The organism is Microbulbifer sp. S227A (genome assembly GCF_049800935.1).
Genome location: NZ_JBNAFZ010000006.1, coordinates 108,119 through 122,861 on the forward strand (window position 1 = coordinate 108,119; position 14,743 = coordinate 122,861).

A 14,743-nucleotide genomic window follows, 5' to 3' on the forward strand; every position below is an offset into this window, starting at 1 on the left:
GCGGTTTCCTTCCAGTCTGGGGCGTCTTGCCTGAGTGATGTCTGTCAACGGGGTGCCACGCCGTTTCCCAATGCCCGGACCCACCATTTCGCGGGCAGTTCCACGGCACGGGTCACGATCAAATCGGCCCTCTTTCAAGACACAAACGCGGCAGCCCGGCGGTTCCGTCGCGAAAAATCCGGTGTCTTGCAGTTTTTCGGTGGCGGTCGCGGTGTCGCCCGCAGGAGCGCCCGCCCTCCCCCCGCCCCGGCCCGGTGTTTGTAAAAAACCTTCGGCGGGAAATCTTCGACCTTTTGGCTTGTCGTGTTTTCGGGCTGTCCGTGCTATGCCTGCCCAGGCAGGGCCGTGAAGGGAGGAGACCATCGCACGCCAGCATGTCGAGGAAATCGAGCGGGTTCTGGATGGATGCGCCACCGGGCGGGACAGCGCGGTGTCCGCGTCGTGGAAACGCTGTGTCGAAGTCTATGGCATGGACCCAACCCGCTCCGACCCGGCGCATATCGTCACCGAGACCGAGCTTCGCGAACACCGGATGCAGGCCGAGCAGATGATCGCCTCGGCACGGTCCGGGTTGCAGACCCTGTTCCGGCAGGTGGCACGTCAGAACTACACCGTGCTGCTGACCGATGCCAAAGGGGTCTGTGTCGATTTTTTTGGCGATCCCGATTTCGAGGCGGAGTTGCGGGGCGCGGGCCTGTTCATGGGCGCGCGCTGGTCCGAGGACCTGGCCGGAACGAATGCCGCCGGTGCCTGTATCGTGACCGGCGAACCGATGACGATCCATCAGGACGATCATTTCGGCAATGCCCATACCGCGCTGTCCTGCACCGCCGCGCCGATCTTTGACAGCATGGGGCAATTGGCGGCGGTCCTGAATATCTCGCTGTTGCAGTCGCCCATGCCGAAATCCAGCCAGAACCTTGCCATGAGCCTTGTGACGGCATCGGCGCGGCGGGTTGAAATGGCCAACCTGATGGCCCAGAGCCGGCGCGAATGGGTGCTGCGCCTGTCGGCCAATCCCGAATTCCTCGATGTCGATCCCGAGGCGGCGGTGTCGCTGGATGGGTCGGGCCGGGTGATCGGCTTTACCCGGGCGGCGGGCAAGCTCTTTGGCGGTGAGGGTCGCGCGCTGCTGGGGCAGAGGATCGACTCGCTTCTGGACCTGTCGGTCGAGGAATTGCCCGATCTCATGCGTGACCGCCCGACCGAGGAGCGCGTTGTCAACATGCCGGACGGGGGTGCGCTCTTTGGTCATGCCATCGCGCCGCAAGCGCCGCGTGGCTGCGGCACGCTGGCCCGCCGGATGCGCGGCAAGGCGGGGCCGATGGATGCGCTGGCCGGGCATGACCCTGCGATGCAGCAGCTGCTGCTGCAAGCCGAGCGTCTGGCCGGGACGGATGTGCCGGTGCTGTTGTCCGGTGAAACCGGCACCGGCAAGATGCGGCTGGCCCGCGCCATGCATGTCGCCGGTGGCGAACGGCGCGAGCTGATCACCGTTGAATGCGCTGCGCAGTCGGTTGACCGGCTGATCCAGGCCCTGGGGCCGCCGGGCCAGATCCGCGCCACGCTGGTGCTGCGCCGGGTCGAGGAAATGCCCGCCGATCTTCAGGTGCTGTTGACCGCTCTGCTGGAAGAACGCCCGGGGTTGCGGCTGATTGTGACAAGCTGTGTCGATCTGGGCAAGGCGATGCAGGAGGGGCGGTTTCACAAACCCCTGTTCTATCGCCTGTCGGGCGCGGCGCTGATGTTGCCCCCCCTGCGCAAGCGGCAGGATCTGGGCTGGCTGATCGACCGGCTGTTGCGGCGGCGCACCGGCGGGGAACTGCGCCTCTCACCCGCCGCGCGCGCCGATCTGGTGGGCCGGGACTGGCCGGGCAACCTGCACGAGCTCGAACGGAGCCTGGATGTGGCGGTTGCCCTGTGCGATGGCGATGTGATCGATCTGCCCGAGCTGCCGCGCCCGGCGGGAAGCGACACGACAATCGAGGCCGACGACTCGCTGGAAGAGGTGCTCGAGGCCTGCGGCTGGAACATGTCCCGGGCGGCGCGACGGCTGGGTGTCAACCGTTCGACCGTGCTGCGGCGGATGCGGCGCGAGGGGCTGACCCCGCCTGCCTGAGCAATCGTGTTGCGCGCTGTTGCGTGCGCAACGCCCAACCGGCCCCTGATCGGTTTTCCAACCCTTCCCTGCGCAAAACACTGGCCCGATACCGATGCCGTGACCCAGAATTTGCGTCACAGAGACGCGAATGAGGAGGATACGCGATGCTCGACTCAACAGTGACAACCCGCTTGCAAACCGTTCTGGACACACTGAACGACGCCTTTGCCGCCGGCGATGTGGACCGCATCAAGGCGCAGTTTGCGACCGACAGCTATTGGCGCGACCTGGTGGCCCTGACCTGGAACCTCAAGACGGCGGAGGGGCCGGACCAGATCGGCGACATGCTGAACAGCCAGCTTGCCTCGGTCAAACCCGCGGAGTTCAGGATCCAGGAGGGCGAGATGCCGACCGAGGAGGGCGGGGTCATCACCGCCTGGATCACCTTTGAAACCGCGGTGGGGCGCGGCTGGGGCCTGATCCGGCTCAGGGATGACCGCATCTGGACCTTGCTGACCGCCTTGCAGGAATTGAAGGGCCACGAGGAACCGCGCCGCAGCCGGCGACCGATGGGGGCCAAACACGGTGCCGCAAGGAACCGCACCACCTGGAAGGAAGAACGCGAGGCCGAGGCCGCGACGCTGGGATATGACACCCAGCCCTATACGGTCATCATCGGCGGCGGGCAGGGGGGCATTGCCCTTGGCGCGCGGCTGCGCCAGCTTGGCGTGCCGGCCATCGTTCTGGACAAGCATGACCGCCCCGGCGACCAGTGGCGCAACCGCTACAAGTCGCTCTGCCTGCATGACCCGGTGTGGTATGACCATCTGCCCTATATCAAGTTCCCGGATAACTGGCCGGTCTTTACCCCAAAGGACAAGGTGGGCGACTGGCTGGAAATGTACACCAAGGTGATGGAGCTGAACTATTGGACCCGCTCGGAAGTCACCGGGGCCAGCTTTGACGAAGAGGCCGGGGAATGGACCGTCGAGGTCAACCGCGATGGCGAAAAGGTGGTGCTGAAACCCACGCAGCTGGTTCTGGCCACGGGGATGTCGGGCAAGATGAACATGCCGCAATTTCCCGGCATGGACAGTTTCGGGGGCGAAATCCAGCATTCCTCGCAACATGCGGGGCCGGATGCCTGGACCGGCAAGAAGGTGGTTGTCGTGGGGTCGAACAACTCGGCCCATGATATCTGTGCCGCGCTATGGGAACATGATGTGGATGTCACGATGGTTCAGCGGTCATCGACCCATATCGTGCGCTCGGATTCGCTGATGGAAATCGGGCTTGGCGCGCTCTATTCCGAAGAGGCGGTGGCCAATGGCGTGACCACGGAAAAGGCCGACATGATCTTTGCCTCGCTGCCCTATCGCATCATGCACGAGTTCCAGAAACCGGTATATGACCAGATCCGCGAACGCGATGCCGAGTTCTATGCCGGGCTGGAAAAGGCCGGGTTCGAGCTTGATTTCGGCGATGATGACTCGGGTCTGTTCATGAAATACCTGCGCCGCGCGTCGGGCTATTACATCGATGTGGGTGCCAGCCAGCTGATCATCGACGGCGAGGTCAAGCTGGCCAAGGGGCAGGTGGATCATTTCGAGCAAGACGCGGTTGTGCTGTCCGACGGCACCCGGCTCGAAGCGGACCTTGTCGTGATGGCAACGGGGTATGGCTCGATGAATGGCTGGGCCGCCGACCTGATCAGCCAGGAGGTCGCGGACCGTATCGGCAAGGTCTGGGGCCTGGGCTCGGACACCACCAAGGACCCGGGGCCGTGGGAGGGCGAGCAGCGCAACATGTGGAAGCCGACGCAACAGCCGAACCTGTGGCTGCATGGTGGCAACCTGCACCAGTCGCGGCATTATTCCCTGTATCTCGCGCTGCAACTCAAGGCGCGGATGGAGGGGCTCGATACCCCGGTCTATGGCCTGCAAGAGGTGCATCACCTGTCGTGATTTCCCCGGTGCCGGGCGGTATCCGTGCTGCCCGGCGCGCAAACAATCCCATGTCACTGGAAAGGAACGTCATGTCTCTTGACGGAAAAGTCGCGGTCGTCACTGGCGGCGCGCGCGGAATCGGGCTGGCCATTGCGCAACGGCTTGCCGCTGATGGTGCGGCCATCGCCCTGGTGGATTTGAACGCCGACCAACTGGCCGAAGCCGAAACACAATTGTCCGGCACGGGCGCAAGGGTCTGTTCGATTGCCGCCGACATATCGGACCGGTCACAGGTCTTTGCGATGGTCGAGTCGGCGGCAGGGCAGCTCGGCGGGTTCGACATCATCGTCAACAATGCCGGTATCGCGCAGGTCCAGCCCATCGCCGAAATCACCGAGGACGAGATGGACCGGATCCACGCGGTCAACGTGAAAGGCGTGGTCTGGGGCATGCAGGCCGCCGCCGCGCGGTTCAAGGCCGATGGCACAAGGGGCAAGATCATCAATGCCGCTTCGATCGCCGCGCATGAAGGATATCCGATGCTGGCGGCCTATTGTTCGACCAAGTTCGCGGTGCGATCCCTGACACAAAGCGCCGCCAAGGAATTTGCCGCCGATGGCATCACGGTCAATGCCTATTGCCCCGGCGTCGTGGGCACCGACATGTGGACCGAGATCGACCGTCGCTTTGCCGAGGTGACCGGTGCGGAGATCGGCGCGACATTCGATGAATTCGTCGGCAGCATCGCGCTCGGCCGTCCGCAGACCCCCACCGATGTGGCGAATTTCGTATCCTGGCTCGCCGGAAGCGACAGCGACTACATGACTGGCCAAGCGGTCGTGATCGACGGCGGCATGGTGTATCGCTGATCGCTGGCCGGTGGCGGCAACGGACGGGCCGGTTCTGTTCCGGCCTGTCCACCATGGCGTCGTGACCGGTGATCTCGGGCCTGAACCGGAATGTCGGGATTATGCCGTTTGCAATGGGTTTGGCGTGACCGGTTGCAAACCTACACGAACTCGAAATCGCTTTGCCCGACACTGGCGGCGGCGATGCCGTTGAGCAGGATCTCGGTCTTGTCATCCAGCGTCACGATCGCCGTCTGGTCGCCGGTTATGGCGATATCGTCGAAAACCAGCCCCTGAATACGCAGGATGTCGGTGCCGATCAGGAAATCGGTGATCTCGTCCCGGCCTTCATCGATCAGGCCGTCAAACAGGAATACGTCGGCACCGCTGCCGCCGGCCATCACGTCGTTGCCTTTCATGCCGTTCAGCGTATCGTCGCCGCCCTGACCAAGCAGATCATCATGCCCCGCGCCGCCGCGCAGCACATCCGTGTCCTTGCCGCCCCAGAGCATGTCCGAGCCGCCGTTGCCGTTGAGCCAGTCCGCCCCGCTGCCGCCGCGCAGCGCATCGTGCCCCGCGCCACCGATCAGGCGGTCGTCGCCCCCCTGTCCGAACAGGGTGTCATCGCCGTCCTCGCCTTCGATCCGGTCACGTCCGCCATTGCCATTGGCGGTGTCGTTGCCCTCTCCGCCCAGTATCGTGTCGCGCCCGTTGCCGCCGCTGAGCAGGTCGTGATTGCCAAGGCCCTGCAAGGTATCGCGCCCCGACCCGCCGTCGATCGTGTCGGCCCCGTTGCCGCCGGCGATGACGTCACGCCCCTCTGACCCGGTCACTGTCAGGGCAACCGGGGGCAGGGCCGTGTCGTTTGACGCGACATGATCGAACAGCACATTGCGGGCAAGACCCGGAAACGAGCCGATATGATGCGACGCCAGCAAATTCGCGACCGCCGGGGCGATGTCCAATCCGACGATATGCGCAAGGGTGGTGATATAGGTATTGCTGTTCTGCCCCTCGATCGACCCGGTGATGCCCAGCCGGTAATCCACGGTGATCCCGGCAAAGAAGTCGCGCAGATTGCCAAGCAGGTTCCAGATGTCGGCGGCGTCGCGCCCCTGCGGGATGTCGAGCCTGACCGCGACGCTGTCATTGCCCGAGGGGATGTCGAGATCCTGAACCGGGCTGACATCCCAATCGCCAAATCCGAGCGAACTTGGCTGAACCTCGATCTCCTTTTCATCGCCATTGCCATAGCTGTCATCGGCGTCATAGACGAACTGGATATGGCCGTATGAAGTGAAGAAGACTTCGTTCGCGACAAGGTAGAGTGAAGGCATCGGCGTAACTCCTCTTGCAGGCAAAAGGCGGCGTCGGCACGGTGATCGCCCCCGCCCAAGCCTAGCCGGGCGGGACGCGCCCTGTCAAAACTCTGCAAAGGCCGGTGGCGGGCACCGTGCCATGGGCTGTCTTTCTGGGGTGGCGGCAGGTTTGTTCTTGCAATGTTCTTACTTTTCTGTTGGAGACTCGGTTCGAGGTCACTATGTGTTAACCGTGAATCGAGGGCATGATGGCTGAACTGAAGAATATCGAAGTGCGCGGCGCGCGCGAGCACAACCTCAAGAGCATCGACGTGGATATCCCGCGCGACCAGTTCGTGGTGATTACCGGCCTGTCCGGGTCGGGCAAGTCCAGCCTGGCCTTTGACACGATCTATGCCGAGGGTCAGCGCCGTTATGTCGAAAGCCTGTCGGCTTATGCCCGGCAATTCCTCGACATGATGGAAAAGCCGGATGTCGATCACATCAGCGGCCTGTCCCCGGCAATCTCGATCGAACAGAAAACAACCTCCAAGAACCCGCGTTCAACTGTCGGCACGGTCACCGAGATCTATGACTATCTGCGCCTGTTGTTCGCGCGGGCGGGCACGCCCTATTCGCCCGCCACCGGCGAGCCGATCGAGGCGCAGCAGGTGCAGGACATGGTCGACCGCATCATGGCGATGCAAGAGGGCACGCGCGGCTATCTGCTGGCCCCCATCGTGCGCGACCGCAAGGGCGAATACCGCAAGGAATTCGTGGAATTGCGCAAGCAGGGCTTTCAGCGGGTCAAGGTCGATGGCGCGTTTTACGAACTGGACGAACCACCGACGCTGGACAAGAAATACCGTCATGACATCGACGTGGTGGTCGACCGGCTGGTTGTGCGCGACGGGCTGGAAACCCGGTTGGCCGACAGCCTGCGCACCGCGCTGGACCTGGCCGATGGTATCGCCATACTGGAAACCGCACCCCGCGAGGGCGAAGGCGAGCGCATCACCTTTAGCGAGAAATTTGCCTGCCCGGTCAGTGGGTTCACCATCCCCGAGATCGAACCGAGGCTGTTTTCGTTCAACGCCCCGTTTGGGGCCTGCCCGGAATGTGACGGGCTGGGCAAGGAGCTGTTCTTTGACGAACGATTGGTGGTGCCGGATCAGAACCTGAAAATCTATGACGGCGCGCTGGCTCCGTGGCGCAAGGGCAAGAGCCCCTATTTCCTGCAAACCATCGAGGCGATTGCCAGGCATTACGAGTTTGACCGCAACACCAAGTGGAAGGATTTGCCCAAACATGTGCAGCAGATTTTCCTCTATGGGTCGGGCAAGGAAGAGATTCCGTTCCGCTATGACGAGGGCGGGCGTGTCTACGAGGTGACGCGCGTGTTCGAAGGCGTGATCCCGAACATGGAACGGCGTTACCGCGAGACCGACAGCAACTGGATCCGCGAGGAATTCGAACGCTATCAGAACAACCGACCCTGTGGAGCCTGCAACGGCTACCGGCTGCGCGATGAGGCGCTGGCGGTCAAGATCGGCCCGGCCAGGGGCGGCAAGGACGAGCTGCTGCATGTGGGGCAAGTGGTGCAGATGAGCATCCGCGAGGCCTATGCCTGGTGCCAGAAGGTCCCGGATTACCTCAGCAACCAGAAGAACGAGATCGCCCGCGCGATCCTCAAGGAAATTCGTGAACGTCTGGGTTTCCTGAACAATGTCGGCCTGGAATACCTGACGCTGTCGCGTTCGAGTGGCACGCTCAGCGGCGGGGAAAGCCAACGTATCCGTCTGGCGAGCCAGATCGGTTCGGGTCTGACCGGGGTTCTCTACGTGCTCGACGAACCCAGCATCGGCCTGCACCAGCGCGACAATGACCGGCTTCTGGACACGCTCAAGAACCTGCGCGACCAGGGCAATACGGTGATCGTGGTCGAACATGACGAAGAGGCGATCCGCGAGGCGGATTACGTGTTTGACATTGGCCCCGGCGCCGGCGTGCATGGCGGTCAGGTGGTCGCCAAGGGGGCTCCGGCCGAGATCGCGGCGGACGCCAACAGCATCACCGGGCAATACCTGTCTGGCACCCGGTCGATCCCGATCCCGTCGGAACGGCGCAAGGGCAAGGGCAAGGCGATCAAGGTCGTCAAGGCGACCGGTAACAACCTGAAAAACGTGACGGCGGAGTTTCCGCTGGGCAAGTTCGTCTGTGTCACCGGGGTTTCCGGCGGCGGCAAGTCCACCTTGACCATCGAAACCCTGTTCAAGACCGCGTCGATGCGGCTGAATGGTGCGCGCCAGACGCCGGCACCCTGTGAAACCATCAAGGGGCTGGAACATCTGGACAAGGTGATCGACATCGACCAGCGGCCCATCGGGCGCACACCCCGGTCGAACCCGGCAACCTATACCGGGGCTTTCACACCGATCCGCGACTGGTTCGCGGGCCTGCCCGAGGCCAAGGCGCGCGGTTACAAGCCGGGCCGGTTCAGCTTCAACGTCAAGGGCGGGCGCTGTGAGGCGTGCCAGGGCGACGGGCTGATCAAGATCGAGATGCACTTTCTGCCCGATGTCTATGTCACCTGCGAGACCTGCAAGGGCGCGCGGTACAATCGCGAGACGCTGGAGATCCGTTTCAAGGGAAAGAGCATTGCCGATGTTCTGGACATGACCGTCGAGGACGCACAGGAATTTTTCAAGGCGGTGCCGTCGATCCGCGAGAAGATGGATGCGCTGATGCGGGTCGGGCTTGGCTATATCAAGGTCGGGCAGCAGGCCACCACGCTGTCGGGCGGCGAGGCGCAGCGGGTCAAGCTGTCAAAGGAACTGGCCAAGCGGTCGACCGGGCGCACCTTGTATATTCTGGACGAGCCGACAACCGGGCTGCATTTCGAAGATGTGCGCAAGCTGCTGGAAGTGCTGCACGAGCTGGTGGAACAGGGCAATTCGGTGGTGGTGATCGAGCATAACCTTGACGTGATCAAGACCGCCGACTGGATCATCGATATCGGCCCTGAGGGCGGCGATGGCGGCGGCGAAATCGTCGCCACGGGAACGCCCGAAGCGGTTGCCGAGGTCGAGAGCAGCCATACCGGGCGTTACCTGAAGCCGATGCTCACCGGGGAACGGCTGGCGGCGGAATAGCGCCGCCAGCCCCTAGTTCAAAAGCGCGGCCGCGGCGCCGATGAAATCAAGCACTTCGCGGGTCTCGCGGTTGACCCGAAAGATGTTGTCGCCAACGCGATAGTAGGTCTGGCGCGGGTCGAGCCCGTAACGTCCGGGCCGATCGACAATCACGTAATCGCCGATGATCCGGTCGCCAACGCGATACGGCGTGGCATGTTTTTTCGCCTGTCCCGGCGGTACGCAGGCCGGCGATTTCTTGGCCAGCCCCGGCGGGCACCCCGCGATGATATGCGGTTTGTCCTTGGCGTCGACGGAGATGGCCGAGGCCAGCAGAGCCACACAGAAGCCAAGGGCCGGGATAACATAGGTCAGTCGCATGGTTCGCTCTCCTTTGACCAGATATAGGGGCGTGCATGGCGCAAGTCGCGGGGAGGCATCCTCCGTCGGCAAGGCGTTGCCGGTCGCGAATGGATGACAGGCGGGAATTCGCGTGGCAGGCTGGGGCCAGAGAGAGGAGCCAGCATGCGCAAGTTGCAGACCCAGGGGGTGCATCACATCACCCTGACCGGAGCCGACCGGCAAACCACCATCGATTTCTGGGAAGGCGTTCTGGGGATGCCGTTTGTGTTTGATCAGCCAAACCTGGATAATCCCGACGAAGGACATGTGTATTTCGATCCGGGGGACGGGCGTCTGATCACCGTTTTCACTGATGAAAGCCGCAAGGGCACACCGGATCGCACCCCGACCGAGCCGGGATGTGTGCATCATCTTGCCTTTAACGTGAGCCAGGCGACGTTCTGGCAGGCGGTCGAGCGGCTGGACGAGCGCGGTATCCGGCATTCCGGTCCGAAGGATCGCGGGTTCATGGATTCGATCTATTTCAAGGACCCGCTGGGATTGCTGATCGAACTGGCCAGCTATCGTTTCGAGCCGCCGGCGGGGTGCAGCCATGCGGATGTGATGATCCGGGCGCATCGTCACCGCGTGGCGCGCGGCGATCATCACATCGACCGTATTCACCTGGCGGATGCCATCGAGGATCTGGTTACGGCGGGCCAGGACAGCCTGTCGTCGGACCGATCGCCGAAAGACCCTTATGCTTCGCGGTGATGAGGCAGGCTGAGGGGCGCTGCCCCTCAGACACCCCGGAGTATTTTTCCAAAGATGAAGGGGGTTAACCGCTGGCGCCGTTGTGGTGGATGGTTCCGAGGCCGGTGAGATCGTAGCCGGGCAGTTCGGTGGCGCGCGCGGCGCAGGCAGGGGAGGCGAGAAAGCGCATGAGTTTTTGCAGCGGCGGGTCGAACCAGGCGCGCCGCCAGATCGCCAGGTCGAACCGTTCGACGGTGAGCGGAATGAAGTCGAGCCCGTAGAGCCCGGCCAGCGCACCCAGTCCGAAACCCACTTCGGCCTTGCCGTCATGCAGGGCGATGGCGAGTTCCTCTTCGGTGCGCGCCCGGGTGGGCAGGGGGGCGATGTCATGCAGGGTCAACCCCGCAGCCGTCAGTCGGGTTTCGAATTCGCGCTGGCTGGCGGCGCTGGCCTGGCGCAGGGCGACACGGTGGCCGGCGAGATCGGAGAAATCGGAAATCCCGCTGGTGTTTGGGGCCAGCAGCAGGCCCCGTTGCCGTTCGGTGATTTGCACGAGGACCACCGGGGCTTCTCCGAGGGTGTCGCGCAGGGCGGTGCGGTTCCAGCCGTCATCCTCGCGGATATGCAGCCCGGCGGCCTGTGCGGACCGTGCGGCGAGGCGGTCAAGCCCGTCATAGGAGCCGTCATAGAAGCTGGCCAGTTCCGAGCGGCTTTCGCGCAGGGCCCAGTCGAGCAGGGGATCATGGCTGCCGGCGATGATCGGCGGCAGGGGGGCCTCGGCCACTTGCGGGCCGCTGCGCGAGGCATTCAGCCAGGCGGTGATTTCAGCGCGGGGAAACAGCAGCTTGCCGACCGCCCGCACGCAGGGAACCTCGCCATTGGCGGCGAGATCATAGACCTTGCGCTCGCCGATGCGCAGCAGGTCGGCCAATTCGCGCGTGGTCAGGTAGTCGCTCATCTGCTGTCAAGGCGGACATCGGGGCCGCTGCCGTTCTGGGCAGCGGAGAAGCCGGCCCTGTGCAGCCCGTAGGAGGCAAGGACCGCGATCAGGGCGATCATGGCAAAGGCGCTCAGCATGGGTTTCATTCAATGGTTTCTCCGGCTGTGGCTCGGCGTATAAAGGCAATCAGGTCGGCCCGGTCGCCGGGATCGGTGATGCGTTGCATCGGCATCTTGCTTCCGGGAATGTAGTGATCGGGGCCGAGATCGAAAAGCGCATTTATGCTGTCGGCGGTCCAGACGATGCCGGATGTGCTGAGGCGGGGGGAATAGGCGTAGTCCGGCACGGTTCCCGCCGGGCGCCCGAACAGCCCGTACAGGGATGGACCGGCGCGGCGGGCGCTGCCGGGGGTCAGGCTGTGGCAGATTGAGCATTTGCGCAGGAATTGCCGCTCGCCATTGCTCATTTCGGCGGGGTCCCTGAGATAGCTGTGTTCGTTCGTGCCCATCGGACCATGGGCACCAAGCTCGCCCAGCGGCCAGCTGTACATGGCCTCGTCCAGCCCGCCCGCATGGATGTTCGCGCCGTCCCGTGAAAAGGCCAGCGCCCAGACCGGGCCGCGCAGGGTGGCGCGAAAGTCGTGGGCGATGCGCCAGCGATCTGTGTCGATGACCATGATATAGCCCTCGCCATCGCCGACCGCGAGGAACCGGCGATCCGGCGACAGGGCCATCGCGAGGATCGGCCGCCGATCCAGGGTAAAGTCATGCAGTTCGGCCCCGGTGACGTGATCGACGATCCGTGTCACCCCGTCGACGGCCCCGTAGGCAAGCCATCCCGCCGTCGGGTTCAGGACAATTTCGTTGATGCCAAAGCCATGATTGACGAGGATTTGCTGCTGGCGGGCCTGTTCGACATCCCAGAGGCGGATCGTGCCGTCCACCGATGCCGAGTAGAGCGTGCCGCCATCGGGGGAAAAGGCGACATTGTTGACCCCCTGATCGTGCCCGTGGAGCATGGCATGCGGTGCGGTGCCGTTCTCGCCGGGCAGGGGCCACAGGCCGATGGAGCCATCCCAGCTTGCCGAGGCGAGAAGATCGCCACCGGGGGCGGCGGCAAGGTCGACGATCTTGCCCTTGTGCGCGCCGATTGTCTGGCCGCGATCCCCGGCGATATCCCAGGTGCGTATCTGGAAATCATCGCCGGCCGAGGCCAGGGTTGCCGGGCTTGCAAACAGGACCGTGTTGACGGCGGCGCGGTGCCCTTCGAACCAATGCGGTGCATTGCCGGTCCACAGCCCGACCGCGTTGTCGAAGCTGGCGGTTGCGATCTGGCCCGTCGGGGACACGGCGATGTCCATGATCGGCCCACCATGACCCTTGAGCGTAAAGAACGCCTGTGCCGCTGCCGGCAGTGGCAGCAGGGCAGCGATCAGGACGAAGGCGCGCCACATGGTTACTCGGCGGGGGTGGCAGAGCCGCTGGCTGCTTGCCGGGCCTTGACCTCGTCGACCCAGAGGCCGTGATGTTCGCGGGCCCATTGCTCGTCCACTTCGCCGGTGCCCATGGCATCAAACGCGCCTTCCATGCCGATGGTGCCAAGGTAGATATGGGCAAAGATCATCGCCATGAAGACAAAGGCGATGATGGCATGCCACAATTGGGCGTATTGCATCTCTTCCTGCGCCGCCAACTGTTCGGGGAGCGGTGCAAGCCCGACCCAGCCGGATGCGCCGATGTCGTTCAGGATGGCAAAGGTCTTGGCAAACATCGGCATTTCAAACGGGAACAGCAGCGACAGTCCCGAGGCGCTGATCGACAGGCCCAGCACGACACAGCCCCAGAAGATCATCTTCTGTCCGGCATTGAACTTGCGCGCGGGGGCGTGCACGCCCTTGGAAAACAGCCCGCCGCCCTTGGCCAGCCACACGAGGTCGTGGCGGTTGGGGATGTTGTGCAACGTCCAGTTCAGGATCACGATGGCCAGCCCGAGCATAAAGGCCCAGGCGACATTGTTGTGGACCCATTTGCTGGCGATGGCGATGGTGGAAAAGAACTGGTGTCCGAAAACCGGGATCAGCACGGTGCGCCCGAACAGCGAGATCAGCCCGGTTGCGCCGAGGATCAGGAAGCTGCCCGCAAACAGCCAGTGACCAAAGCGTTCGAAGCTGGTGAAACGGGTGAGGGTACGCCCCGCCTTTTCGCCCTCGATCCGAATCTTGCCGCGCAGCAGGTAGAATAGCGCCAGCAGGATCAGGGTGCCGCCCAGCAGCCAGGCACCATATTGCGCCAGAGGGCCTTGCCGGACCTGTAGCCACCACATCCCGCCATCCTGCATGATGACATCCGCCGCCGGGCTGCGCGAAGTGACGGTGATGTCGGCGCTGCCATAGCGCATGGCGCGCAGCAGTTCGGAATCCGAGCTGCCGCCCAGAGTACCAAGCTGTGCGGCGATGCCGCTGGCGCTGTCGGGATCGCCGGTGGCGTTGCGGCGAAAGCTGTCGTCGATTGTCTCGCCACGCTGCCGGGCGAGGATATCCGCCAGTGTCTGCGCGCCGCCGGTCGCCGCGCGGCTGTCGCCCGGCGCGGCGGGGACCGGACCGGGATCAACCGCAAGGGGTTCGGTCAATTGCCGCACGGTGGCATCCTGTGCGGCGGCCGATAGCGGCAGAAGCAGGCCGACAAGCAGCGTCAATAGGCGAAGGCGCATCTTGCGTGTCCCATTCTTGGTTCGGTCGGTTGCGACTTTGTCGGGCGGCAGCAGGTGGCACCGCCCGATTGGCAGGGGTTAGCCGCCCTTCTGTTCATAGGCGGTGCCCCAGCCCCAGGCCCCGGTGCCGAACCCACGGGCCACGACGCGTTCGCGGTAGATCGCCGAAACCACGTCGCCATCCCCCGCCAGCAACGCCTTGGTCGAGCACATCTCGGCGCAGATCGGCAGCTTGCCTTCGGCGATCCGGTTGCGGCCATACTTGGCGAATTCGGCGGTCGAGTGGTTCTCTTCCGGGCCGCCGGCGCAGAAGGTGCATTTGTCCATCTTGCCACGCGATCCGAAATTGCCCGCCTGCGGGTATTGCGGCGCGCCAAAGGGGCAGGCGTAGAAACAATATCCGCAGCCGATGCACAGGTCCTTGGAGTGCAGCACCACGCCTTCTTCGGTCTGGTAAAAACAGTCCACCGGACAGACCGCCATGCAGGGTGCGTCGGAACAATGCATACAGGCCACCGAGATCGACCGCTCGCCGGGTTTGCCATCATTGATGGTGACCACCCGCCGCCGGTTGATGCCCCAGGGCACTTCGTGTTCGTTCTTGCAGGCGGTGACGCAGGCGTTGCATTCGATGCAGCGTTCGGCGTCGCAGAGAAACTTTGCTCTTGCCATGTC

General features: G+C 63.7%; 12 protein-coding genes. 5 read left to right on the forward strand and 7 right to left on the reverse strand.

Going from position 1 to position 14,743, the window contains the following annotated elements; all coding sequences use genetic code 11:
* Nucleotides 1-430: 430 nt before the first annotated feature.
* From ACP15R_RS15355 to ACP15R_RS15365, 3 genes are all read left to right on the forward strand, one after another.
* Nucleotides 431-2,119, forward strand: coding sequence for a sigma-54-dependent Fis family transcriptional regulator (locus tag ACP15R_RS15355; protein ID WP_424987334.1), 1,689 nt, complete (start codon nucleotides 431-433; stop codon nucleotides 2,117-2,119).
* A 146-nt stretch (nucleotides 2,120-2,265) separates the two neighbouring features.
* Nucleotides 2,266-4,065 (forward strand): NAD(P)/FAD-dependent oxidoreductase, encoded by a 1,800-nt coding sequence (locus ACP15R_RS15360; RefSeq protein ID WP_424987335.1) that lies wholly within the window; start codon nucleotides 2,266-2,268, stop codon nucleotides 4,063-4,065.
* 71 nt (nucleotides 4,066-4,136) lie between these two features.
* Nucleotides 4,137-4,916, forward strand: coding sequence for an acetoin reductase (locus tag ACP15R_RS15365; protein ID WP_424987336.1), 780 nt, complete (start codon nucleotides 4,137-4,139; stop codon nucleotides 4,914-4,916).
* A 140-nt stretch (nucleotides 4,917-5,056) separates the two neighbouring features.
* Here the strand turns inward: ACP15R_RS15365 and ACP15R_RS15370 are convergent, their stop codons facing one another.
* Nucleotides 5,057-6,232: a calcium-binding protein gene (locus ACP15R_RS15370; protein ID WP_424987337.1), complete on the reverse strand. Its 1,176-nt coding sequence runs from the start codon at nucleotides 6,230-6,232 to the stop codon at nucleotides 5,057-5,059.
* A gap of 239 nt (nucleotides 6,233-6,471) precedes the next feature.
* On the opposite strand from ACP15R_RS15370, the gene uvrA reads away from it, so the two are divergent.
* The gene (uvrA, locus tag ACP15R_RS15375; protein WP_424987560.1) at nucleotides 6,472-9,345 is read left to right on the forward strand and encodes an excinuclease ABC subunit UvrA; all 2,874 of its coding nucleotides are present in this window, start codon (nucleotides 6,472-6,474) and stop codon (nucleotides 9,343-9,345) included.
* Between the two features lie 12 nt (nucleotides 9,346-9,357).
* Here the strand turns inward: uvrA and ACP15R_RS15380 are convergent, their stop codons facing one another.
* Complete coding sequence (locus ACP15R_RS15380) at nucleotides 9,358-9,705, reverse strand: hypothetical protein (protein WP_424987338.1); 348 nt, start codon at nucleotides 9,703-9,705, stop codon at nucleotides 9,358-9,360.
* Between the two features lie 144 nt (nucleotides 9,706-9,849).
* Here ACP15R_RS15380 and ACP15R_RS15385 point away from each other — a divergent pair, with 144 nt between their 5' ends.
* Entirely contained in the window at nucleotides 9,850-10,440 is a 591-nt protein-coding gene (locus ACP15R_RS15385) for a VOC family protein (protein ID WP_424987339.1), read from the forward strand.
* A gap of 64 nt (nucleotides 10,441-10,504) precedes the next feature.
* Here ACP15R_RS15385 and ACP15R_RS15390 read toward each other — a convergent pair whose 3' ends face one another.
* The 5 genes from ACP15R_RS15390 to fdh3B all read right to left on the reverse strand — a co-directional run bounded on the left by ACP15R_RS15390 (nucleotide 10,505) and on the right by fdh3B (nucleotide 14,740).
* Entirely contained in the window at nucleotides 10,505-11,377 is an 873-nt protein-coding gene (locus ACP15R_RS15390; RefSeq protein WP_424987340.1) for a substrate-binding domain-containing protein, read from the reverse strand.
* A complete protein-coding gene (locus ACP15R_RS15395) occupies nucleotides 11,374-11,505 on the reverse strand; it encodes a hypothetical protein (protein WP_424987341.1) in 132 nt (43 codons plus the stop codon). Before ACP15R_RS15395 ends, ACP15R_RS15390 begins: the two co-directional genes overlap by 4 nt.
* Nucleotides 11,502-12,812: a c-type cytochrome gene (locus ACP15R_RS15400; protein WP_424987342.1), complete on the reverse strand. Its 1,311-nt coding sequence runs from the start codon at nucleotides 12,810-12,812 to the stop codon at nucleotides 11,502-11,504. Before ACP15R_RS15400 ends, ACP15R_RS15395 begins: the two co-directional genes overlap by 4 nt.
* Nucleotides 12,813-12,814: 2 nt before the next feature.
* Complete coding sequence (locus ACP15R_RS15405; protein WP_424987343.1) at nucleotides 12,815-14,068, reverse strand: formate dehydrogenase subunit gamma; 1,254 nt, start codon at nucleotides 14,066-14,068, stop codon at nucleotides 12,815-12,817.
* Nucleotides 14,069-14,146: 78 nt separating this feature from the next.
* Nucleotides 14,147-14,740 carry a formate dehydrogenase FDH3 subunit beta gene (gene fdh3B / locus ACP15R_RS15410; RefSeq protein ID WP_424987344.1) on the reverse strand — a complete coding sequence of 198 codons (594 nt, stop codon included), beginning with the start codon at nucleotides 14,738-14,740 and terminating at the stop codon, nucleotides 14,147-14,149.
* Between the last annotated feature and the right edge of the window lie 3 nt (nucleotides 14,741-14,743).